The organism is Paenibacillus sp. FSL F4-0125 (genome assembly GCF_038008565.1).
Taxonomy (GTDB): Bacteria; Bacillota; Bacilli; order Paenibacillales; family Paenibacillaceae; genus Paenibacillus_AQ.
In genome coordinates, this window is sequence record NZ_JBBOZJ010000001.1 from 4123507 (window position 1) to 4145838 (window position 22332).

Consider the following 22332-nt stretch of genomic DNA (forward strand, 5'->3'; position numbering starts at 1 on the left):
TTTTGATCATAGTTTGTATGATTATCTCCAGTCACGCCGCTTATGTGATCTTTTTTTATTATCGCTCTGGATCAGTTCAGCTAGAGGAGGAGTCTCTTCATTCTCAATGAGCCAGCCACGCATCTCTTTAATCGCTTCCACCTGTCCATTTCCTTTATCACGCCATGTAAGAAGCTCTATGACTTTTATAACAAGCGCTAAGAGACTGCTATTGCTGTTTTGTGATTTATCAGCACGGATTTTTTGAAATAGCGCCTCATTTTTCCAATCGATTAATATTTCCTCAGCTATAGTGGGCCGCATAACCGTGAAGTTCTTATTGCAATTTGCACAACAGACAACGGATACTGGTTCTGCGGTAAATTTCACTTCAATCTTCTGCTGGCAATATTGGCAAGCAAAACTAACCTGCATTTCAAAAGGTTTATTCTTCACTTAAACAGCCCTCCTCATGATGACATTAAAAAGTTACTCTAATGTTTACCCATTTCTTTTGAGAAATGACCCACTGTGCGGAGGCTATTGTAAAGACTTTTTTCACAAGAATGCTAGTGCCCATAATGAATGGCGTGAGAATATGGGGTACAGCTTAAAAAGCCTCACGTATATGCCCCAAAGAAGCGATGCTTAAATCTTCATTCAGTAAAATGCTAATGACGTCAAAGGTTACTCTTCGATCATCATAACCTTTCATGTGCAAATAAACCTGTGCTGTATTTCGCACTTGATGTATTTTTCGAGTATTCACTGATTCCTCCGGAGTCCCCTGATATAGCTCTCCACTACGACTGCGAACTTCAACAATAATAATACAGCCTTCGTTCTCCGCAATAATATCAAGTTCTCCAGTTCGACAACGCCAATTTCGTTCTAAGATCTTGTATCCGCAAGTAGATAAGTACTGCACAGCCCCGTCTTCAGCAGCGGCTCCCTTCTGTTTGCGGTTGTAGCGTTCTCTTGTGTATCGCTCTTTCATTCCGGTCTCCGTTCACCGGCGGTACGGTCGCTCTGATACACAAAGCTGAGGATTTCAGCCACTAGCTGATAAAGTTCAGATGGAATCTGTTGATCTAGATCGAGCTTTGAAAGAACTTCTACGAGAGCTGCGTCCTCTTGGACAGCAACCCCACTCTCTTTAGCTTTTTGCAGAATCAGATCCGCTATCGCCCCTTGTCCTTTGGCAACAACGACAGGCGCCTCGCTTTGTCCTGGGCTATATTTGAGAGCGACCGCTTTTTTGAGCCCTTGTGAAATTGGAGGTACAGGCTCATTTTCGTTCATATACGGTAATCCACTCCTTTATAAGCATCAGGAACATAATCAACAAGCTTGCTATGGGGATTGGCAAGTTCTGTAGATAGCTTTAGTTCTGGTAAAGGTTCAGTTCTTAATCCCGACAACTGATAACCAATAGATTCCACTGCCGTTTTAATATCATCACGCCGCTGTTCCAGCAGCTCAAGCACCCAAGGATGATCATTATGCAGCTTAAGACTAACGATTCGATCAACAACCTGCACATCAACCAGCGTCTGGCCGATCTGCTTCATGTCCAAATCAAACCAGAGACGGCAATTAGCTGCATCCAATTCACCCTTGCGTCCCCGACGCGACTGAATATGAACGGAAGCTGTCTCCTGCCCATCTGGACCTTGCAACGGCAAAAATAAAGTCACTTGCGCGAAAGGAGCCGTTCGATCTGTATTGAGCAGCAGCTGTTGTCCAGTCAGCTGCTGCACTAATCCGCTCGCGGCTTCTTTGACCGCGGGCGGCACCTCGCTGCTGCTCATGATCTGCAGCAGCACGCCCTTCAGGGTGTCGGCGGCTTGATCGCTGCCGACACCTGCACTGCCAAGCGCGGCCGTACCTGCCGCCGCGCGGGCCGTCTCAGCGGCGGCTGCTGCGCCGCCGCGCACCGCCTGCTGCTCGTGCTCCGCACCGAGCAGCTTCAGCACCCGCCCCACCCACGACTCCGCGTCCGCGGGTGGGGCGGTGTCCGGCTGTATCGGCGAAGCCGTCACAGCCGGGGTCTCCCCGCGCGGCGCAGCAGCCGCGGGGGCAGGGCTTGCTCCCGCCGCGTCAGCGGGCGGGAGCATGGGGAGCTGCGGCAGGGAACCACGCAGCTCGGTGAGCACGCCCTGCAGCTTCGCTAGCAGGGCGGCACCGCTAGGCGCAGCTGCCTGGGGCGCAGCACCAGCAGCAGTGCCTTCGGCGCTCACACTCGCGCCACCAACCCCTGCCCCGCTCTTATCAATATTCATTGTCAAGCTCTTTTCTGCAAGAATAGCACTATCCAGTGCTCCATCCTTATTCAAATTTAAGGCATTACCTTGAATCTCACCTTTACTGGAGCTGATGAGATTGCTCGCCGCAACATCAGCTTGAGCGCTTAAAGCATTATTCAGAACGCTAGAAGCCGTAGCAGCTGTCGTTTTACCAGCCGCAGGTTCCGTAACCAGTGTACCCTTGGAAATCTGTGCACCTTCAGCCGCTTCATCAAGAGCTACTGGTTTACCAGTTGCAACACCCGTTTCATTATCAGTAACTATGTTAAGATCCGCTTTAACTGGTGCAACTTGTTCATCCGATGTCATAGTAGCCGTAAGGCCGGAGGCATCTACAGCGGCTCCTCCCGAAAGAGAAGTACTTCCGCTTGTGACAGTACCATCAGTAGCTTTACTCACAGCTTGTGCATTTCCTCTGGCTGCCAATTGGATGGCAGCCGCCTCTGTAGTGTCACTCTCCACAACACCCACGTTATTCCCACTTGTTGCACTTGTATTTACAGAAGGATCGAGCTTTCCAGTACTGGTGCCCATTCCAGCTTTAGGTTCCGCGGTTATTGTTTCTTCACTAACGATTTGCCCTGCCCATATCGTAATCTGGTCTTCTAGTGCTGACAAAAGCTGATGCAGCTGCGGACCAAATACAGCCTGCTGCAATCCTTTCACACTCTCAGCTGTAACAGGGAGTCCACGCTTTACAGAAATGACTGCCGCGTCAAGCCACTCTGATGTAGGCACACCAGCTGGCTTGGCATTCATTACCGCATTCAGCGCAGCCGCTGTCTCTTTGGTCAGCGGGACGCCCCCTGATTGCATCGATAATACGATTTCTCTACCTGCCTTGGAATCAGCTAGCCCTAGTGATTCCAAGGCTTCCCCCATGCTTTGAGGGGTGACTAACGCCGTTTCACCGAGGGAGACCGGCTTCAATACGGGTAATCCGCCTTCTCCGGGTGGTCCGACCTGTAAATTCATGGTTTCTCCAGGCAGCAGCGGTGTTTCTAATTCCGCACGAACAGGTGTACCTTGGATTTGTACAACCGCTTCTTTTCCTGAATCCGATACAGAGAGAACAACACCCCGAACAACTTGCCCTTCTTTTAACTCTAAAGACTTGGCCGCGCCCGGTTTTTGATCTCCAAGTAATCCACGGATCAATGTTCCGATATTCATACCGTTTCTCCTCCCTCCATTTTCTCTCTTCTTACTATATCGGTATTCATCCTACTTTTTTAAGCATGGCTTCTAGAATAACGTTTGCTGCTCCGCGAGAATCCGCCCAATAAAACTGCGCCGATGCATAGGTGTTGGACCTAGAGCCGTAATTTGTTCCCGGTGAAGCTTGGTCGCGTAACCTTTATGTATCGCAATCCCATACTCAGGGTATAATTCCTCCCACAGACCTTCACACAGCCTGTCTCGTGTCACTTTCGCAATAATCGAAGCTGCTGCAATAGACTGACTATTTGCATCCCCCTTAATAATTGCCCGTTGCGGCAAAGGGAGGTCTACCTTTTCAGCATCGATCAGCATATAGTCAGGAACGTGTTCCAGACTCTCTACCGCTTTTTTCATGGCTAAGCGTGAAGCTTGCTTGATATTAATTTCGTCAATGACAGTAGAATCCACATACCCCACACCTACCGCCAGCGCTTGCTCCATAATAATCTCGTATAAAGCGTCTCTCTTTTTAGCTGTAAGCTTTTTGGAATCATTTACACCATCAATAATAAGCCCCTCTGGCAAAATCACCGCTGCTGCTACGACATCCCCAAACAAGCAGCCTCTTCCCACTTCATCTACGCCTGCTATACGGCGATAAGACTGTTCCCAGCCCTCTTTTTCATAGGCTAACATATCTAACGAACTCACTATTTTGTCACCGCCAATTATGAATTATTCAATGATCTATATAAGTCAGCTTATCACAGTAAAGCTTACATGGTCATCTTAAAATAGACGTTCCAATTTGATCCATTCCCATAAAAAAAGAGCCTCCGAAATTTCGGATGGCTCTTCCATACCTAGTCATTAAACACTGAATTCAATGCACTTAAGGCGTTTCCAGCGTAAAACGTCCAAGCTTACCTGCCCGCAGCTCATGCAACAAGGCTCGGGAAGCTTTTTCCAGATCTACACGTCCACCGCTAATCAGACAACCGCGCTTACGACCCACGGCTTCCATAACAGCTACGATCTCATCTGGATTCTCCAGATCCTCAGGAAGCTTCTCAATGCCAAAGCGTTCTTGAAATCTAGATCCGTAGTCTTTCACCAAATATTTCACCGCGTAAAAGGCGATGTCCTCAACATTCAGAATTTCTTCTTTTATTGCACCCGTTACCGCTAGGCGATAACCTACATCCTGGTCCTCAAACTTCGGCCAAAGAATACCCGGGGTATCCAGAAGCTCCAAATTACCGGCTGTCTTAATCCACTGTTGACCCTTGGTTACCCCAGGGCGGTCACCAGTAGCAGCGATACTCTTACCAGCCATCCGATTAATGAGTGTTGATTTACCAACGTTAGGAATACCGACAATCAATGCACGCATAGCTCGCGGATTCATTCCCCTTGCGATCTGCCGGTCAATCTTTTCTTTTAGCAGCAGTTTGACCTGCTCTGGTATTTCCTTAATACCCGTTCCAGTAGATGCATCAACAGGATAAGCAACATGCCCTTGTCCCTTGAAGTACGCCAGCCACTTCCGTGTAATCTCCGGATCTGCCAGATCCGCCTTGTTCAAAATAATCAATCTTGGCTTGTCCCGCAAAATATCGTCAATCATCGGATTGCGGCTGGAAAGCGGCAGACGGGAATCGAGCAATTCTATTACAACATCAATCAGCTTCAGCTTATCCTCGATTTGCCGCCTAGCCTTCGTCATATGACCAGGAAACCATTGAATGGCCATTGCCGTCACCTCCTTTGACTTCTGTCAACTTAATGGTTAATCAGTGTAATATCCTTTAAAGGCCAGAAGATTAAATCTGCACGACCCACTATATCCCCCAGTGGTACATAACCGATCATTCGGCTATCCGTACTATCCGAGCGATTATCCCCCATAACAAATACATGTCCTTCAGGTACGGTACCATCCGTAAACTTTTCATTAGGGAAGTCTTTATTATTATACAGAGCGTTGTTACTATGCGCAGCATCAATAGCGCCTTGGATATATGTCTCGTTAACAACCTCTCCGTTAACTGTAACTACATCCCCTTCTACTTTCACGGTATCTCCAGCCACACCAATTACACGTTTAATAAAATCTCTACCCTCAGAAGGCACGTGGAATACTATAACCTCGCCCCGTTGCGGAGATCTAATATCGTACAAAATCTCATTTACGATAACTCGTTCACCCGTATGGAAATTAGGCTGCATGGAAGGTCCATCTACAATAAAAGGCTTGAACAAAAGCCAGCGGATCAGAAAAACCAATACTAAAGCAATCGCAATGGCTTTAATCCATTCCAAAACTTCATTTTTGGGTTTACGTGGGTTCTGCGCGCTTGATTCCAAAGTTTCACTTTGTTCCTGCTGCATAGTTCACCGTCCTCTCTAAAATACTACTCTTACTATACAACACAAAAAAACTCCTGCCAAAAACCCCTCCACAGATACTCCTTCAGGAGGCCTTTTCGGAGAAGCTGATCCCCAAGCGTATATGTCGTACGCATTGTATACCAAGTTAAAACGCCATTGCGTCCTTTAAGGACAGAAAGCGTTTATGCGAGAAATATAAGAATAATGTATAACGTGAAACTTATACTTTCTTATATTTTCAAAAAAAATAATAAAACGAAAGGGGCTTGAACTCAAGCCCCTTTCCTTTGTCACTATTCTAGCGACGAATTTCTTTAATTCTCGCTGCTTTACCACGTAGTTCACGAAGGTAATAAAGTTTAGCACGACGCACTTTACCACGACGAGCCACTTCGATTTTCTCGATTTTAGGCGAGTTGATTGGGAATGTTCTTTCCACACCAACACCGTAAGAAATTTTACGAACCGTAAAAGTCTCACTGATTCCACCGCCACGACGTTTGATTACAACGCCTTCGAACAACTGGATACGCTCACGAGTTCCCTCGATAACTTTTACATGCACCTTCAAAGTGTCACCCGGGCGAAAACTCGGGATATCTTTACGAAGTTGCTCTTGCGTAATAGCTTGTAGGATATTCATTAAGGACTTCCTCCTTCCGTACAGGTGTTCTTGCCTCTTCCGGAGAGATCTTTCTCTCCCTCATTATCCGCAGCGGACCACCGTATTCCACACAACAGAAATAATAATACCATAAAGGACGGGCTAATACAATATATTTTTCTTATTTTTGTCTATTTAAAGCGGCAACATATCTCTTTTTTTCGCCTTCGATTGGCAATCCTTACACAGGCCAACTACAGTTCCATTATCTTGAGCGTAGAAGATTAATTTTCCATTCTTCTTCTTACAAGAAGAACAAGGCTGCTCCCCTGGGCTCTGTTTAGCTTTTCGATGACTGTCCATTGAGATCACGTTACTCCGTGTGGTGTGCGAATGATTGCTTGTCGTATTTATTTTCTGCTTCTTGACTAAAAAATACACGACTGCCAAAACTACTAAGGCAAGCAAAATGGCTACATATTTCATTTGGCTCCCTCCACCCTTCAGGATTTATTAAATGAAAGTAAAAAGACCGCCCTGTTCTTCAAGTGAGGTAACGGTCTATATCTGTATACAAAGTAGCCTTAGCACACCTAAGCACTTCTATCCGAAAAAAGCGGTTTCCAGAAGCTGCTGAAGGTTCTATATGAGGGCTGGCTTCCACGCCCTTTTTATATGTACCTATACCGTATTTCAATAAGAGATCTTTCGTTTATTTTAGCACAATTAAAAATCGAAGTGTAGTGGACACTTTAGTGACCTAGTCTTTGGTCCAGTATAATAACCCGCCTCCAGCCGTTTTTACTGAAAAATTCCATAAGCTATACTTACAGAAGTACATAACGAAGTCACATTGGTAAGATCACATACACCCATATATGAGGAGGAGTTCGTTTCATGAGGAAAAGAAATAGCAATAGCGTATTAGCAGCAGTAGCCGTATTATCTATCGTACTTTTGGCAGGTTGTACAGAATTACCAGGCAGACAATCTGCGAAAAATGAGGTGGAAAAGAGTATTTCTGAGGATGCACACCAGAACTTTGGTGAAGTTGTCAAGCAAGAGCTAGGTAAAGCAGCTGCAACTGTACAGCAAGCCGTTGAGGAAACTGCTACTACGGTAGTTGACGAAGTTAAAGCAGATAGCATTAGCAAAGAACTCTCAGTATCACAAGCGATCGGTACAGCATCCGTACTCAGCATGGACAACGCAGTAGGAGAAATAGAAGTTGCAGCTGTTACAGGAGATCTGATCCATGTAAGTGCAACCATCTCCTCACACAATAGTTCCTTCCATACCTCTGACCGTCAAAAGATTATGGATGATGCTGAAGTTTCAGTTAAGGTGAGTGGCGATACATTAAAGGTGTCTACGCATTCTAAATCAAATCCTAAGAAGGATTTATGGACATGGGCGCAAGACAAATATGGTTATTCCGATTTTAGCATAAGCTATAATATAGAGCTCCCTGCCAGCATGAATAAATATATCATTACAAATAACGTAGGACAAATTCGTCTTCGTAACCTGGAGGGGAATTATCAAATCGTCAGCAACGTTGGAGCGATCAATATTGAAGGGGCTAAATTTACTGGAAAATCTACTGTAAAGTCCGATACGGGTAGCATACGTATGGATATAGCAGGGATGAAGGGTGACAGCAGCCTACAAGCTAAAACAGAGGTTGGCAGCCTTAGCGCTGTCCTAGCCGATGGAATGAAATGCAGCTTGGAAGCCAAAAGTGATCTCGGACAAATCAAAGGGGTAGAAGGCGGAAAGGCCGATATCAATGGAGGCGGTCCTTTGGTATCACTCAGCTCAGATATAGGTGCAATTACAGTACAGTAAATAGACAATAAACAGACCGCCGGGATAACCAGGCGGTCTGTTTTTGATTCCATGATTAGATTAATGCGATGGCCAGCAAAGTGAATAAACTCAAAGTTAAAATCTGATTTGCGGCAAAAGGATTTCCCCAAAAAGCAGAAGTATGCACAGAGCCATTGTCAGTTCTTAAGTAAACATTGTATCTGTCTACATCTGTTATAACGCCTTCGTGCTGTCTACCATCTCTAGTCAGAATCCGCACCCTTTTATCCTTACAACGCAAACAGTTATAATATGCTTCCACTAGTGTACTCCTCCTTGTCAGTAATGATATACTCTATGTGTAGGAGTACAGGTCGGTAACGGCGAAGTTACATAGGTCGGAGTTTGGGTCAATATTTACTTTTTCGTCCCCTGTATCTTTCGTATTCCTCTTTCACCTGTAGTTCGTCTTATTCCATCCATTCGAGGAGGCCAATCTCATGAATGTAGAAAGAAAACAGTTTATTAAGGAAGGCGTACTGCGTATTACCATTTTCGTTATTTTAGCATCGCTTACTTACACCGTTCGCAACTATGCATGGGCTGTTACTGTTCTCGTATGTGTTGCGCTGTACTCCCTCCTTACTGGAGTACACAAAATCTTACGCAAAGAATAACATGTGCCTCCACGAACTCTTATAGCAAGCTAAAACGCCTTAAGCGTCCTTTTAAGGACGGTAAGCGTTTGTGCGAGAATTATAAGAATAAAGTATATCGTGAATCGTGTACTTTCTTATAATTTCACAGAATAACCACTTTCTCTCTAGATCCTAGATCTCGAAGGAAAGTGGTTATTTACAGTTTAATCGGGGTAACAGAGTTCAAACCATGTTACCTTCTAAACAATAAAACCATTAGCGACAGCGAATACAAAATTCACTGTATCTAATGGTTTTATTCAGCCTAACAATCAATCCCTAACGTTCGATCTTATATGTTCACTCTTTATATGGCGAATGGGAATTGCGATTTGTATAAAAATCGATAATATCATTCACGGTGCGGAGCGGCTCCGCTTCCTTGTGGATCGTGTCCACGTTAGGCTTGAATTCTTCATGCGTCTTCGTAGTCACTTCAGTTCATTCCTTTCAATAGTTAAGCTTGCTGCATCATCAGCTGCATATATTAGTGCGGCACCTCTATTCATTACCCTAAAAGGAAGCTTTCAACGCACCAATAAGCATATTAATTTGAAAACTATTATTTTATTTGTTCTCAGGTTCACATAACAAAAACGCCTCCTTAACGTAAGATACGTTAAAAAGACGTCAGATATACCTGTTTCATTAAATTATCACTCCGGCTTGTCCACATTTCTTAGACGTTCCAGTGTCTTCTTGTCTTTCAACGTAAGTTCTGCAGTCTCAAGCAGGTCCGGTCTGCGTTCCAACGTGCGCAGCAGTGCCTGCTCTCTCCGCCATATGTCGATGTTTGCATGATGACCACTCAGTAAAATATCTGGTACCTTCCAGCCACGAAACTCGGCAGGACGTGTGTAGTGTGGATATTCTAGCAGTCCAGTGCTGAACGAGTCAGATATCGCAGAGGTTTCATTTCCCAGTGCTCCTGGTTGAAGCCGGACTACGGAATCTATAACCGTCAAAGCAGGCAACTCTCCGCCAGTTAGCACATAATCACCGATTGAAAGCTCATCTGTTACCAAATACTCACGAATCCGTTCATCATACCCCTCATAATGCCCACAAATGAAGATTAAATGCTGCTCTTGTGCCAGTTCCTCAGCAATTTTCTGATTGTAGGTTTTTCCTTGTGGACACATAAGGATGATACGTGGTTTTACAGAAACCTCTTCATCAGATCGACGTTTATCTTCCTCATTCGATGTACTACCGAGCACATGCTCGACTGCATTAAAAATCGGATCAGGCTTGAGCACCATGCCCCCGCCGCCTCCATACGGAGTATCATCCACACTATTGTGTTTATTCCCTGAAAACTCGCGGAAGTTCACAGCATTTAAGGATACGATTCCTTTTTCACGCGCTTTACCAAGAATACTTGTGCTGAATACGCCTTCGCACATTTCTGGAAACAGCGTAAGCACATCAATTCTCATCATGGCAATAGCCCTTCCATCAAATGAACAGTAATTCTTTTGGCTTCTATGTCTACATTCAGCACTACATCATTGATTACAGGAATAAGGATGTCTTGTCCTTTTGCAGGCTTAACAACCCACACATCATTCGCGCCTGGCTGTAAGATTTCCGTTATTGTACCAAGTGGTGTGTGTTCATCTTCATCCGTGTATACCTCACAACCGACGATTTGGTGGAAGTAGTATTCGTTCTCAGGCAGATCAACCAGATCATTACTTGGAACCTTCAGGAGGCTTCCTTTATACTTTTCCACTTCGTTGATGTTCGTATATCCCTTGAGCTTAACGATGAACATCCCCTTGTGCTCACGAGCGGATTCTACAGTTACTTCGAATTTCGCACCGCCATCTGCAGGGATCACCAGCAGCTTCTTTCCTGCAGCAAAACGAACTTCAGGGAAATCGGTATGTGATAATACTTTAATCTCCCCGCGAATACCATGCGTATTCACAAGTCTGCCTACGGTTAACTCTTCTGTCATACAACCCTCTCCTTTACAAGCTTCATCTAATCTATATTTCAAGCATAAACGCCTTCGGCGTCCTTATAAGGACGGCAAGCGTTAATGCGAGAAATATAAGACATAAAGTATGGTGTGAAACTTATACTTTCTTATATTTGAACAAAAAGGAGCCGGGATATACTATCCCTAGCCCCTCATTGTACGCATCATTTAAGATAAAATATCTACAGTTACGCGTTTATCGCTCTTGACTGCTGCAGATGTGACTACTGTACGGAGCGCCTTAGCGATCCTTCCTTGTTTGCCAATGACCTTTCCTACATCATCAGGATGCACGGACAGTTCATAGACAATTAGGTGATCCTTCTCCACCGCTCGTACCGTCACATCTTCTGGATGATCCACTAAAGCCTTAGCAATTACTCCAACTAATTCTTCCATAGAGGACCCTCGCAATCAGTCATTATTTCTGTTGCTTAAGCTCATGAAACTTCTTCATTACGCCTGCTTTGGAAAGCAAGTTGCGTACTGTATCAGATGCTTGCGCACCTGTTTGAAGCCATTTAAGAGCTTTTTCCTCATCGATCTTAACTACTGCCGGTTGTTCAATCGGATTATAATAACCGATTTCCTCGATAAAACGACCGTCACGAGGGGACCGGGAATCGGAAACCACTACACGATAGAAAGGCGCTTTATGCGCTCCCATTCTTTTCAGACGAATACGTACTGCCACGAAAAATCACCTCCTTATAATAGTTTCGAGATATTAGAACAGCAAGATCATTTAAAAGGGAACTTCATCCCTTTTCCGCCTAGTCCTTTAAGCTGCTTCATGGCATTCTTCTTGGAGGCCTTGCCGCCTCCGCCCATCATGCCGGAGAATTGCTTCATCATCTTACGCATCTCATCAAATTGCTTGATGAGGCGGTTGACCTCAGCGACCGAGGTTCCGCTACCGGCAGCAATACGCTTGCGGCGGTTATGGTTAATGATCTCAGGCTGGCGTTTCTCCGTCTTCGTCATAGAATGAACTATGGCTTCAACGCGACCCATTTGCTTATCATCAACTTTTAAATCTTTAATGCCCTTGGCTTTGTTCATGCCAGGCAGCATATCAAGTATTTGATCGATCGGACCCAGCTTTTTCACCTGATCCATTTGCTCAAGGAAATCATCAAACGTAAATTCTGCATTACGCATCTTACGTTCCATTTCCTTAGCTTTATCCGTATCGATATTCGCTTGGGCTTTCTCAATCAGCGACAGCATGTCACCCATACCTAAAATCCGTGAAGCCATACGTTCCGGATGGAACGGCTCCAGCGCGTCGATCTTCTCACCTAACGCAGCGAATTTGATCGGACAACCAGTAACAGCTTTGACGGATAGTGCAGCACCACCACGGCTATCGCCGTCGAGCTTTGTCAATACAACCCCTGTAAGCTCAAGCTGCTTATTGAAGCTCTCAGCCACGTTCACAGCGTCTTGACCGGTCATTGCATCTACTACTAACAGAACTTCATCTGGATTTACAACATTGTGAATCTGCTTCAGTTCTTCCATCAATTCTTCATCAATATGCAGGCGGCCTGCAGTATCGATAATGACGTAATCAAGTCCGTTATCCTTGGCATGTTGTACAGCTTGTCTGGCAATCTCTACCGGACTAGTCTGATCACCTAGCGAAAATACCGGAACTTTAATTTGTTCTCCCAGCACCTGAAGCTGTTTGATCGCAGCAGGACGGTAAATATCTCCCGCAACGAGTAATGGACGATGATTGCCCTTCTGTAACAGCTTGGCCAGCTTACCCGAAGTGGTTGTCTTACCTGCCCCTTGTAGACCCGCCATCATAATGACAGTCGGTGGCTTGTTCGACTTGGCCAGCTTCGCTTGGCTTCCGCCCATCAGCTCGGTTAGTTCCTTGTTAACGATGTCGATAATGACCATACCTGGTGTAAAGCTGTCCATAACTTCTTTACCAATAGACTTTTCTTTCACCTTGGCCACGAATTCTTTAACTACCTTGAAGTTTACATCGGCTTCCAGAAGGGCCAGCCGTACTTCGCGCATAGCTTCGTTTACGTCATCTTCGGATACTTTACCTTTACCGCGCAGCTTGCTGAACACATTCTGCAATCTTCCGGTTAAACCTTCAAACGCCATATGCAGATTTCTCCCTTCATGCTACTCTAACCTCTGCAAGCGATCCACGATCTCCGCGAACCGAAGTTTATATTGCTCAGGCAGCATCCCATTCTCCGGCAGTCTGCGCAGTTCATCTAAATATTTGGTACGACTCTCATGTTTCTCTAATAAACTAAGTTTTTCTTCATAATTCTCTAAGACTTGCTCCGCCCGTTTAATATGCTCATAAACGGCTTGGCGACTGATTTCAAATTCAGCGGCGATCTCTCCCAAGGAAAAATCATCGTGAAAATAATATTTAAGAAACGTTTGCTGCTTATCTGTAAGCAGTCGTTCATAGAAGGCAAAAAGCAAATTGATACGATTCGTTTTCTCGAGTCTATTCTCCTGACTCATTAAGGGCACTCCCTTCGTCAAGGAAAAACACTTTACACCTTCACAACGTCCCTTATGATACCTAAAAGAAAGAGAGATGTCAAGCATTTTTGCTTGTCATCTCTTTCTTTATTAAAAATCCTTTTTTCATGCAATTTATTCGCTTGAAATTATTGGATCGGCAGTACATAAATCAAGACGGCGAAGAAGTGTGTGACACTACCTGCAAGGACAAATACATGCCAAATCGCATGATGGTACGGAAACCCTCTCCATACATAAAACACCGTACCTAATGTATAGAGCACCCCACCAGCCATCAGCAGGATCATACCACCGTCTGCTACAACAGCCGAAAGAGGGTTCCAGGCGATTACAATCAGCCACCCCATCGCGATGTAGAATATGGTAGACATGAACAGAAACTTTTTCACAAAAAAGGCCTTGAAGAAAACGCCAAACACTGCGATCCCCCAAATAACTCCGAATAAACTCCAACCAAGCGTACCCCGAATGGCGACTAACAAAAAGGGTGTATACGTGCCTGCAATAAACAGATAAATAGCGGAATGATCGAAAAATTCGAACAAATCCTTCGCCTTACCCTCTTTGAGACTATGCACTAGTGTTGAATTTAGATACAGAAGCAGCATTGTCGTTCCATAAATGGAGAAGCTGACCACATGCCATGTCGTTCCTTTTAGACTTGCAAAAACAACAAGCAGGACAAGTGCAGCCACGCTTAATACTGTTCCGATCCCGTGCGTAATAGCATTCGCGACTTCTTCTCTCCGGCTGTAGGTGTGAGTATTTGCCATATCCATATCCTTCCGTCTAAGCTTTCTTTCTATTATACCACGCGTACCCTACTTGATTACAGTTTGTAAATCTCCGTATACTTCGCTTCTAAATAATCAGCCAAATAATCCGGGCTTAGCGGTTCACCTGTTACTTGTTCAATGATTTGGGATGGCGTTAAGCTATTTCCGAAACGATAGATCTTTTCCGTCAGCCATTCTTTAATAGGGAGTAGGTTTCCTGCTGCAATTAATTCATCAAACTCTGGTAATTCTTTGCGAAGTGTATTCAAAATTTGTGCAGCGTACATATTACCTAAGGAGTAGGAAGCGAAGTATCCGAAATCCCCACCAGACCAGTGGACATCTTGCAGCACACCAAGTGCGTTAGATGGTGGGGTAATACCCAAATACTCTTGATACTTAGCATTCCATACTTGAGGCAAGTCTTTTACAGAAAGTCCTTCATTAAAAATAAGCTTCTCGATCTCATAACGCACGATAATGTGCAGATTGTATGTAAGCTCATCTGCTTCGATCCGGATAAATGAGTTCTCCACGCTGTTGATCGCCCGGTAGAAATCTTCCAAATCCACATTTGCAAGCTGCTCTGGGAATTGTTGTTGAAGATCCCCGTAATAACGTTGCCAGAAGGCCCGGCTGCGTCCGATCATGTTCTCCCATAGTCTCGACTGAGATTCATGAATCCCCATCGATGCACCTTGTGCCAGTGGTGTTCCAACAAAATCCTTGCTGATATTTTGCTCATAAAGCGCATGTCCACCTTCATGCAGTGAGCTGAATATGGCGCTAGTCACATTATCAAGCAGGTAAGCGGTCGTAATACGAACGTCGCCTGGATTCAATCCTGTAGCAAAAGGATGCACACTCTCATCTAAACGACCTGCGTCAAAATCGTAGCCCATTTGCTCTAAAATAAAGTTGCCGAACTTTTCCTGCTGCTCTTTAGGGAATATCTGCTGTAAGAAGCTTGTGTCCGGCTTATTAGGCGAAGCTGCGATAGCTTCTACCAATGGAACCAAACGGCTACGTAGCCGGCTGAATACTTCATCCACTTTTTCTACCGTAAGATCGGGCTCATACATATCCAGAAGCGTATCGTACCGTGTTCCTTTTACACCCCAATAATCGATAAATTCTTGTTTCAGAGCAACTATCTTGCTTAGATAAGGCTCAAAAGTGGCAAAATCATCGTTTTCCTTAGCTTCTTCCCAGATCGTTTGGGAATGTGCGGACAGAACAGCATACTCCTCAAATCTTTTGGAAGGGATGCTCTTGCTGCGCTCATATTCTTTACGGCAATCGGTAACGATCTTCTTCTGATCATGTGATAGCTGGGTAATCACTTCAGGACGGGTAAAAAATGCTGTAAAATCTCCCATCTCCTCCGAAATTCCAAGTCTGAACAATTCTCCACTCAGCATCCCTATCGTACCCGAACGAACCTCTACTCCCTTACGCGGCGCACCGGTGCGCAAATCCCAGTGAAGTAATTCTATGGCCTCTGAATATCCACTTATTTTTGATAATAACTCACTAAATTTTTCCCACTGTTCCTTCACTTGCTGTTCCATTTTATTACACCTGCTTTCTCTGTTTTGCCGACTCCTCTTGATGATACTTTTTTGAATGAGTATAATCAACTTCAGAGATTACATCTCTAATTTAAAATATTCAATGGGTTACATAAGAAGCAGGACCTGCTTCGCACAAAATTCGAAGGAGCGTGAACAGGCTATGATGATTCAAGTTACACCTCTCGCAGAAAGGAAGTTAAAGGAAAGGCTTGAAGATCGGCCAGGATTTTTCAAGCTCTTTTATGATACGGAAGGCTGCGGGTGTGACGGAATTAATGTATTACTAATTGTTTCAGAAATGGAGGAGGGCGATTCTAGGATGGAAAGTGATTCCCTTCCCTTTATCGTAAGCCGCCAGCAAGAAATTTTTTATGAAGACAAGATGCGTCTAGATGCCGAGGAACGATTCTCTTCCTTTAAGCTAGACAGTGATTCACAGATTTACGGAAAAAATATCCTGGTCAGAGATATGCGTAATGTAAGTACAATTCAGTAATTTTAGGGAGGAAAAACAGCCATGAGCCATGTATCCGATATTATTAACTTTAATAAGAGTTTTGTAGAGAATAAAGAGTATGAAGCATATTTAACTAGTCGTTATCCAGATAAAAAAATGTTGATTATCACTTGTATGGATACCCGTCTGGTTGAACTATTACCAAAAGCTATGAACTTTAAGAACGGTGATGTCAAAATCATCAAAAATGCCGGAGCGGTTATTTCTCAACCTTTTGGTAGTGTTATGCGTAGTGTCATGGTTGCACTGTATGAGCTTGATGCTGAAGAAGTTATTGTCGTTGGACACTATGAATGTGGTATGGCTTCCCTCAACGCAGACCATATGATCAATTCCATTAAAGAACGTGGAGTATCCGAAGAGGTGCTGAACACGCTGGAGAATTCCGGAATCAAGCTAACCAAATGGCTCCGCGGTTTTGACAACATAGAACAAGGGGTCATTCAGACCGTAGACTTGATTAAACGTCATCCACTGCTTCCTTCTGATGTACCTGTTCATGGCATGATCATTGATCCCGCAACTGGAGCTCTTGAGCTAGTCGCTGACGGGTATAAATGATTTAAGTAACAACCTTATAACAGTTGATTGCGTGGGTCCTGGATCCACGCTTTTTTCGAGTAAAAAAGTATAAGTTATGACAAGCATAAATTTTCTTATATTTTAAATAAAAATTGAAACCTCATGGGACGTGCTGCGTATTACCGAATATGCACACAAATTCATACTCACAGGAGGGTTTTCGTACTAAATGAAACCAATGAAACGCGTAATGATGATTGTAATGGCCTTTACTCTATTTTTCGCCGTAGCTACCCCGAACTTTGTGGATGCGAAGCGAGGTGGTGGCGGATTTAAATCCGGCACTCGCAGCTATTCAACAACTCCAAAAAAATCAACAACCGATAACGTAAGAAAAAGCGATAGCACAAAAAGCTCCACAGCAGGATCTACTGCTGCAAATACGAAACGCGGATTTTTCAGCGGTGGCGGCTTAATGAAAGGTATGATGATCGGCGGTTTGGCTGGGTTAATGTTCGGCGGTATGTTCGCCGGTATGGGTGCCTTCGGTAACATTCTAGGACTCGCCATTAATATGCTTGCTATCTATGTACTCGTAATGCTTGTGATGTCCTTCTTCCGTCGTAGAAAAGAACGTCGCCGCTTAGAGGATCAAGGTGGTCGTTACTAATGTCAACAATGGTTCTAAGCATGGATGAGATCATCAACGCCCTATGTTTACACATGGCTGAACGTAAAGCGGTTCGCCCTGAAGATGTTCAGGTAGAACTGAGCTGGGAAGAAGACACTGGCTACTCTGCTGAGGTTTGGGTACAGGGACGTAGTCAATATCTAGTGGAGTCCAACATGATCGAGGCGATCCTGCGTTACATGCTTAGCGAATATGGCATTCGTGCCTATCGCGAAGATGTAAGGCTAGACCTGGATGAGGAAATCACCGCGATTGTAACTACACAGAACTAAGCCTTCTAGCGACAAATATAAGAAAAGGGACAGCCCAAGTGGTTGTCCTTTTTTTGTATGCACCTATTCATAGAAAAATTGCTTTACCGTTCCTACTCCGTTCGCCACATCAACTTCAGCGTACGCTCCGTTAATCAGCGTAATTTGCGGTGGAATATGACCACAATCAATATCATACACTATGGGCACTTGAAGCTCCTCTGAAAGCTCAGCGTAGATGTCTTCGGCCGTATAGTTCTCTACTGGCCGATTAGCCGGACTTCTGCCAAACATAATGCCAGAACAATTCTCGAACCAACCTGCCAGCTTCATCTGAACTAATGACCTGCGTACATCAACCGTATTCAGTTCGCAATTCTCTAAGTACCATAGGATTGGTTCATTGTTAATCATTTTTTCTTGAAAATGCCGCAGATTGCCAAAAGGTGTGCCTATCAGATGCCTAATTACATCTATGCAGCCCCCTAGTAGACGCCCTTTCATAGTTACAGGGACAGATGTTACAGTCTTCCAACTGGTATCTTCTGTCAAGTGGAATACATAAGGCGTTGGAGCATCATGCTGCCATTCCCCTTGATATTTATCGGATGAACGCTGGACAATAGAATCACCTACTTGCGTCGTAAGTACCGCTTCCCACATCGCTGTGGTATCATCCGAATACTCCCCTCTTAAATCAACAAGGTTTGTCCCATGAGCCGTTGCAATCCCTGTTCTTAACGTAACTGCAAGGAGCAGCACACTAATGTCCGAATACCCTAAGATCCACTTATTCTTCATGGTATCAAAATCAATAAATTCAAGAATCTCAATCAACAACTCCCCGCCCCAAGGCGGAATAATTATATCAATATGCTCACTGCCCATCATCTCGTTAAACTCCTGAGCACGAATTTTAGCGGGTGCGGACTTGGCCTTCTCTTGCGTCCATACGGTCTCCCCACAAATCACTTCAAATCCTTTAGACTCCAAACGGCTTGTAGCTAACTTAATCAACTCCGCATTTTGAGCGCCTACACCAGATGAAGGTGCTGTTACCCCTACTGTCGCATTCTTGTTCAAAATAGGATATCTAATCATATGACACCTCCAGTTTACAGCAATTATATCAAGAGTACACATCATTTACACAAAAAAAGAACATGGCTAGTCGCGTCAACGTGCAATCGCGATTTCAGCACATGCCCTTATTCAATATAAAGTACACTTTAGAGTAAAGAAATAGCTAGTAGCTCGAACAACACAAGCGGCAATATCACATTATTATTAGGAGGACCTGGATATGGGCCAGGACCCGGATGCGGATGATAAGGCTGATATGGATTATAATATCCGCGTGACATTTGCCCATTCACCGCAACGTTCAAATACAAATGTTTATTATCTACTCCGGCAATAGTACCTTCGTGCACTAAGCCATCTAAAGTCTGTACATTCACCCTATGGTTTAAGTAGGGCTTGCAAGATTGATGCAGGGAATCACGAACACCGTGCAGGTGCCGGATCACCGCAGGATCGGCCTGATAAATCACATTCTGCTCTTGCCCAGTGTTATATGTCGACATGGATGCTCTGACCTCCGTAAATGGATTTGCTCCATTCTATGCAGAAGCCTATATCACGGTGCCTATTTGAGAGACATCATTATACTGGGAGGGCTACTTTCTCAACTTTCACATTTACCGAGACAAGGGACAGACCCATCATATTTTCCACTGCATTTCGTACATTTTTCTGCAACATATAACAAACCTCTTGAATTACGCATCCGTAATTAACAATAACCCGCAGGTCGATGGCAACGTCTACTTCTTTTACTTCTACAGACAATCCTTTTTTCACATTTTTACCGCCCAAACGTTTGGCCCAATTGTCCGAAATATTACTTCCTGACATTCCAGCGATACCTGGCGTTTCCAGAACCACCTGTCCAACGATCGATGTGACTACATCATCTGAGATATGAATTAATCCTTGCTCCGTTCCTTCATTCATATAAACAACCTCCATCATATTTGATAATTTATGAGATATTAAAGGCTCTCCTCTACCTCTATTTCTACATCTGCCCTGTGGTTCTTAACAAACAAATTATACACTTTGGTCAAGAGGATTTTCACAATCATATACAGTGGAATAATCAGCAATATCGCAATAATCCCGCCTATATCTCCACCAACCAACACTAAGATGATCGTTGTCAGCGGATGAATATCAAGCTTTTTCCCAAAAATGTAGGGAGCGATCAGATTATCCTGAATTTGCTGAGCTACAAGAACGATGATGATGGACCATACTGCAATGGACGGCGATTGGATGAATCCTATAATAAAGATTGGGATACTGGAGAGAATTGCACCAATGAAAGGTACAAAATTCATCACTACGGCAATCACTGTCAGCAACAATGCATACTGTAGTCCAATAATAAGGAAACCAATATACATCAGAACACCAAGCGCCAGATTGACTAATACCCGCCCAACGATGAATCCACTTAACGCACTGTCAATTTCACTCATCATTGAAGTCCCTTCTCCACGATACTTCTTTGGAAAGAAACTTACAATCTTACGACCAAATTTCCCACCTTCCTTAAGCATGTAAAACAACATGATAGGAAAGGTAAATAAAATAATCGCGAAATTTGAAACAAAGGAGAATAGACCCGTTACGTAATTCGAAATCAGATTAAATCCTTTATTCAAATATTCAGTCAATTGGGAAGCAAGGTCCATATCTGCTGGGATAATAGAAGCCAAAAACCCACTGTCCTCGAGCCTCAATAGCTGCTGATTCACGGCTGCGATCAGATTTGGCATATTATCAACAAAATTAATGAGCTGTGTTCGAAGTGAAGGCCATACTCCAATACTAAAGCCAAACAAAAGCAATGCAATGACCACATATACGATGATGATCGCAACAGAGCGATTTAGTTTATATCTCTCCAAAGTATTGATTAGAGGTCGGAGTAAATAATAGAAAAATCCTGCCAACATTAAGGGCACGATAATAACATTGAACAAAGACAAGATTGGACTGAAAATAAAATTAACTTGTGAGCCTAAAAATACGATGCCTAACACCAAAAGGATCGCTATACAAACTCGAATGAATGTGTTCAGTTTAGCCATATTTCTCTCCCATCTTCTATTTTTGGGTGTCTTTCATCTCGCTATTTGGGAATACGTATGGTGAATACCGTTGGTTCCTTCTTTCCACGACTGAGATGAAGCGTGCCACCCATTTTCTCTGTATTTTTCATAGCAATGGATAAACCAAGTCCCGTTCCACCTGTAGTTGACCGCGCTTTATCTCCACGAACAAACGGATCAAAAAGCGTTGACCAAAGCTCTTCAGGAATGCCTACTCCGGTATCTGCAATTTCAATAGCAACCTCACTCTCTGCCGGTATAACCTCCACGCGCAAATGAGTGCCTGGCGGATTATAGGTCAAAGCATTGGAGATCAAATTATGAACTACACTCGAGAGCAGCTCCGCATCAAAGCTTGCGAATACTTCCTGTTCCGGAACATTCAGCTGCAGGATAAAGTTCTTTTGTTCTATCTCACCATAGGAGTCTGCAACGATTTCACGAATAAATTCACCCAGTTCTTGACGTTCCATCCGTAACAAAAAATCCGGGGAATCTATTTTGAGCAGCTCAACCATATTTTGAATCAGCTTAGTCACTTGCGAGGATTTATTATAGATATAGGTTAAATACCGTTTTTGGCGTTCTTCATCCTCACCACGGCCCTCAACCAATGCCTGTGCAAAACCCTGTATACTCGTAATAGGCGTCTTCAGATCATGGGAAAGATCGACCATCATACGTTTCTTACTTTCCTCTGCTTGGCGTTTCTCTTTGGTCGTCTTCTCAATTACGTCCGCCATATAATTAAAAGTCTCCCCAATTTGAGAAAATTCTTTCTCTGCATATAACGAGATACGAGTATCATAGTTCCCTTCAATCATCTGCTTCAAACCAAGCGTAATGATCCGCAGCGGCTTCCTGATTCTTCGTGCCACCCAATAGCTATACACAATAATAAGCATAAGAACCATGCCGACTCCAAAAAAGACATAGTATGAAATCGAGTGGTTGAAGTAAGCAACCAGTGGGTCACTATTAATTGAAATATCAATCACTTCTCTAGGAACCTTTAGAAGCAGCCATTCTGATTCATTCTGAGTATTACGTGTAGCCAATGAGTAGTAGTACTCCTGGTCTTCTCCGTTTTCCAGACTTTTCAAGAGCTGGTCATCGGTATATTGTGTTACATTATCTTTCTTCTCCCCAACAACCTCAATAACCATCTTGTTTTGATCCAAGACCTCTATCCATCCACTGCTACGCAGAAGGCGTTTGGTTTCTATCCCATGCTCCAGATTATCTCGATAGGCACTTGCTTCAACCTTTAAATCCGGATCAGCGATTTTATTTTTTTCGAACATATGGGTCACATCAAGATTAATGAACAAATAATAAACAATCACAAGAAAAAACAA

30 protein-coding genes are annotated in these 22332 nt (G+C 43.9%); 6 read left to right on the forward strand and 24 right to left on the reverse strand.

Annotated features, from left to right (window positions below; all coding sequences use genetic code 11):
- Positions 1-21: 21 nt before the first annotated feature.
- The 9 genes from NST74_RS18280 to NST74_RS18320 form a co-directional block, all read right to left on the reverse strand.
- Complete coding sequence (locus NST74_RS18280) at positions 22-435, reverse strand: hypothetical protein (protein WP_139328534.1); 414 nt, start codon at positions 433-435, stop codon at positions 22-24.
- Positions 436-589: 154 nt separating this feature from the next.
- Complete coding sequence (locus NST74_RS18285; protein WP_042128962.1) at positions 590-976, reverse strand: YraN family protein; 387 nt, start codon at positions 974-976, stop codon at positions 590-592.
- The gene (locus NST74_RS18290; protein WP_341113697.1) at positions 973-1281 is read right to left on the reverse strand and encodes an EscU/YscU/HrcU family type III secretion system export apparatus switch protein; all 309 of its coding nucleotides are present in this window, start codon (positions 1279-1281) and stop codon (positions 973-975) included. Before NST74_RS18290 ends, NST74_RS18285 begins: the two co-directional genes overlap by 4 nt.
- A complete protein-coding gene (locus tag NST74_RS18295) occupies positions 1278-3458 on the reverse strand; it encodes a DNA ligase (protein WP_341113698.1) in 2181 nt (726 codons plus the stop codon). The genes NST74_RS18290 and NST74_RS18295 overlap by 4 nt, the downstream gene beginning before the upstream one ends.
- 72 nt (positions 3459-3530) lie before the next feature.
- The gene (locus NST74_RS18300; protein WP_339287169.1) at positions 3531-4142 is read right to left on the reverse strand and encodes a ribonuclease HII; all 612 of its coding nucleotides are present in this window, start codon (positions 4140-4142) and stop codon (positions 3531-3533) included.
- Between the two features lie 196 nt (positions 4143-4338).
- A complete protein-coding gene (gene ylqF / locus NST74_RS18305) occupies positions 4339-5199 on the reverse strand; it encodes a ribosome biogenesis GTPase YlqF (protein ID WP_042128970.1) in 861 nt (286 codons plus the stop codon).
- A gap of 29 nt (positions 5200-5228) precedes the next feature.
- Entirely contained in the window at positions 5229-5837 is a 609-nt protein-coding gene (gene lepB / locus NST74_RS18310) for a signal peptidase I (RefSeq protein ID WP_042128972.1), read from the reverse strand.
- Between the two features lie 298 nt (positions 5838-6135).
- Complete coding sequence (gene rplS, locus NST74_RS18315) at positions 6136-6480, reverse strand: 50S ribosomal protein L19 (RefSeq protein WP_042128973.1); 345 nt, start codon at positions 6478-6480, stop codon at positions 6136-6138.
- A 156-nt stretch (positions 6481-6636) separates the two neighbouring features.
- Positions 6637-6927: a hypothetical protein gene (locus NST74_RS18320; RefSeq protein ID WP_042128975.1), complete on the reverse strand. Its 291-nt coding sequence runs from the start codon at positions 6925-6927 to the stop codon at positions 6637-6639.
- A gap of 411 nt (positions 6928-7338) precedes the next feature.
- On the opposite strand from NST74_RS18320, the gene NST74_RS18325 reads away from it, so the two are divergent.
- Positions 7339-8289 carry a hypothetical protein gene (locus NST74_RS18325; RefSeq protein WP_341113700.1) on the forward strand — a complete coding sequence of 317 codons (951 nt, stop codon included), beginning with the start codon at positions 7339-7341 and terminating at the stop codon, positions 8287-8289.
- A 55-nt stretch (positions 8290-8344) separates the two neighbouring features.
- Here NST74_RS18325 and NST74_RS18330 read toward each other — a convergent pair whose 3' ends face one another.
- Positions 8345-8572, reverse strand: coding sequence for an LSm family protein (locus NST74_RS18330; protein ID WP_042128979.1), 228 nt, complete (start codon positions 8570-8572; stop codon positions 8345-8347).
- A 178-nt stretch (positions 8573-8750) separates the two neighbouring features.
- Between NST74_RS18330 and NST74_RS18335 the strand changes: the two genes are divergently transcribed.
- Positions 8751-8927 (forward strand): hypothetical protein, encoded by a 177-nt coding sequence (locus NST74_RS18335; protein WP_156113147.1) that lies wholly within the window; start codon positions 8751-8753, stop codon positions 8925-8927.
- A 321-nt stretch (positions 8928-9248) separates the two neighbouring features.
- Here the strand turns inward: NST74_RS18335 and NST74_RS18340 are convergent, their stop codons facing one another.
- The 9 genes from NST74_RS18340 to NST74_RS18380 all read right to left on the reverse strand — a co-directional run bounded on the left by NST74_RS18340 (position 9249) and on the right by NST74_RS18380 (position 15811).
- Complete coding sequence (locus tag NST74_RS18340; RefSeq protein WP_269321964.1) at positions 9249-9383, reverse strand: hypothetical protein; 135 nt, start codon at positions 9381-9383, stop codon at positions 9249-9251.
- 221 nt (positions 9384-9604) lie between these two features.
- On the reverse strand, positions 9605-10387 hold the full coding sequence (gene trmD, locus NST74_RS18345; RefSeq protein ID WP_341115926.1) for a tRNA (guanosine(37)-N1)-methyltransferase TrmD: 783 nt from the start codon (positions 10385-10387) through the stop codon (positions 9605-9607).
- Entirely contained in the window at positions 10387-10911 is a 525-nt protein-coding gene (rimM, locus tag NST74_RS18350; protein WP_341113701.1) for a ribosome maturation factor RimM, read from the reverse strand. Before rimM ends, trmD begins: the two co-directional genes overlap by 1 nt.
- A 192-nt stretch (positions 10912-11103) precedes the next feature.
- Positions 11104-11334, reverse strand: a complete 231-nt coding sequence (locus NST74_RS18355) for a KH domain-containing protein (protein ID WP_042128982.1) — start codon at positions 11332-11334, stop codon at positions 11104-11106.
- A gap of 22 nt (positions 11335-11356) precedes the next feature.
- Entirely contained in the window at positions 11357-11629 is a 273-nt protein-coding gene (rpsP, locus tag NST74_RS18360; RefSeq protein WP_036688604.1) for a 30S ribosomal protein S16, read from the reverse strand.
- 47 nt (positions 11630-11676) lie between these two features.
- On the reverse strand, positions 11677-13062 hold the full coding sequence (gene ffh / locus NST74_RS18365) for a signal recognition particle protein (RefSeq protein WP_042128985.1): 1386 nt from the start codon (positions 13060-13062) through the stop codon (positions 11677-11679).
- A gap of 21 nt (positions 13063-13083) precedes the next feature.
- Entirely contained in the window at positions 13084-13440 is a 357-nt protein-coding gene (locus tag NST74_RS18370; protein ID WP_341113702.1) for a putative DNA-binding protein, read from the reverse strand.
- Between the two features lie 149 nt (positions 13441-13589).
- On the reverse strand, positions 13590-14237 hold the full coding sequence (gene trhA / locus NST74_RS18375; RefSeq protein ID WP_042128988.1) for a PAQR family membrane homeostasis protein TrhA: 648 nt from the start codon (positions 14235-14237) through the stop codon (positions 13590-13592).
- A 56-nt stretch (positions 14238-14293) separates the two neighbouring features.
- Entirely contained in the window at positions 14294-15811 is a 1518-nt protein-coding gene (locus NST74_RS18380; protein ID WP_042128990.1) for a carboxypeptidase M32, read from the reverse strand.
- A 163-nt stretch (positions 15812-15974) separates the two neighbouring features.
- On the opposite strand from NST74_RS18380, the gene NST74_RS18385 reads away from it, so the two are divergent.
- From NST74_RS18385 to NST74_RS18400, 4 genes are all read left to right on the forward strand, one after another.
- The gene (locus NST74_RS18385) at positions 15975-16310 is read left to right on the forward strand and encodes an iron-sulfur cluster biosynthesis family protein (protein WP_341113704.1); all 336 of its coding nucleotides are present in this window, start codon (positions 15975-15977) and stop codon (positions 16308-16310) included.
- A gap of 21 nt (positions 16311-16331) precedes the next feature.
- Positions 16332-16892: a beta-class carbonic anhydrase gene (locus NST74_RS18390; RefSeq protein ID WP_042128995.1), complete on the forward strand. Its 561-nt coding sequence runs from the start codon at positions 16332-16334 to the stop codon at positions 16890-16892.
- 199 nt (positions 16893-17091) lie between these two features.
- A complete protein-coding gene (locus NST74_RS18395; RefSeq protein ID WP_076119612.1) occupies positions 17092-17523 on the forward strand; it encodes a hypothetical protein in 432 nt (143 codons plus the stop codon).
- A gap of 8 nt (positions 17524-17531) precedes the next feature.
- On the forward strand, positions 17532-17816 hold the full coding sequence (locus NST74_RS18400) for a YxcD family protein (protein WP_042132285.1): 285 nt from the start codon (positions 17532-17534) through the stop codon (positions 17814-17816).
- 63 nt (positions 17817-17879) lie between these two features.
- Here the strand turns inward: NST74_RS18400 and NST74_RS18405 are convergent, their stop codons facing one another.
- The 5 genes from NST74_RS18405 to NST74_RS18425 form a co-directional block, all read right to left on the reverse strand.
- Positions 17880-18896, reverse strand: a complete 1017-nt coding sequence (locus tag NST74_RS18405) for a S66 family peptidase (RefSeq protein ID WP_341113705.1) — start codon at positions 18894-18896, stop codon at positions 17880-17882.
- A 128-nt stretch (positions 18897-19024) separates the two neighbouring features.
- Positions 19025-19381, reverse strand: coding sequence for a hypothetical protein (locus NST74_RS18410; RefSeq protein WP_341113706.1), 357 nt, complete (start codon positions 19379-19381; stop codon positions 19025-19027).
- A gap of 79 nt (positions 19382-19460) precedes the next feature.
- The gene (locus tag NST74_RS18415; protein ID WP_042129003.1) at positions 19461-19811 is read right to left on the reverse strand and encodes an Asp23/Gls24 family envelope stress response protein; all 351 of its coding nucleotides are present in this window, start codon (positions 19809-19811) and stop codon (positions 19461-19463) included.
- A 38-nt stretch (positions 19812-19849) separates the two neighbouring features.
- Positions 19850-20953, reverse strand: coding sequence for an AI-2E family transporter (locus NST74_RS18420; RefSeq protein WP_341113707.1), 1104 nt, complete (start codon positions 20951-20953; stop codon positions 19850-19852).
- A gap of 41 nt (positions 20954-20994) precedes the next feature.
- Positions 20995-22320 (reverse strand): sensor histidine kinase, encoded by a 1326-nt coding sequence (locus NST74_RS18425; protein WP_341113708.1) that lies wholly within the window; start codon positions 22318-22320, stop codon positions 20995-20997.
- Between the last annotated feature and the right edge of the window lie 12 nt (positions 22321-22332).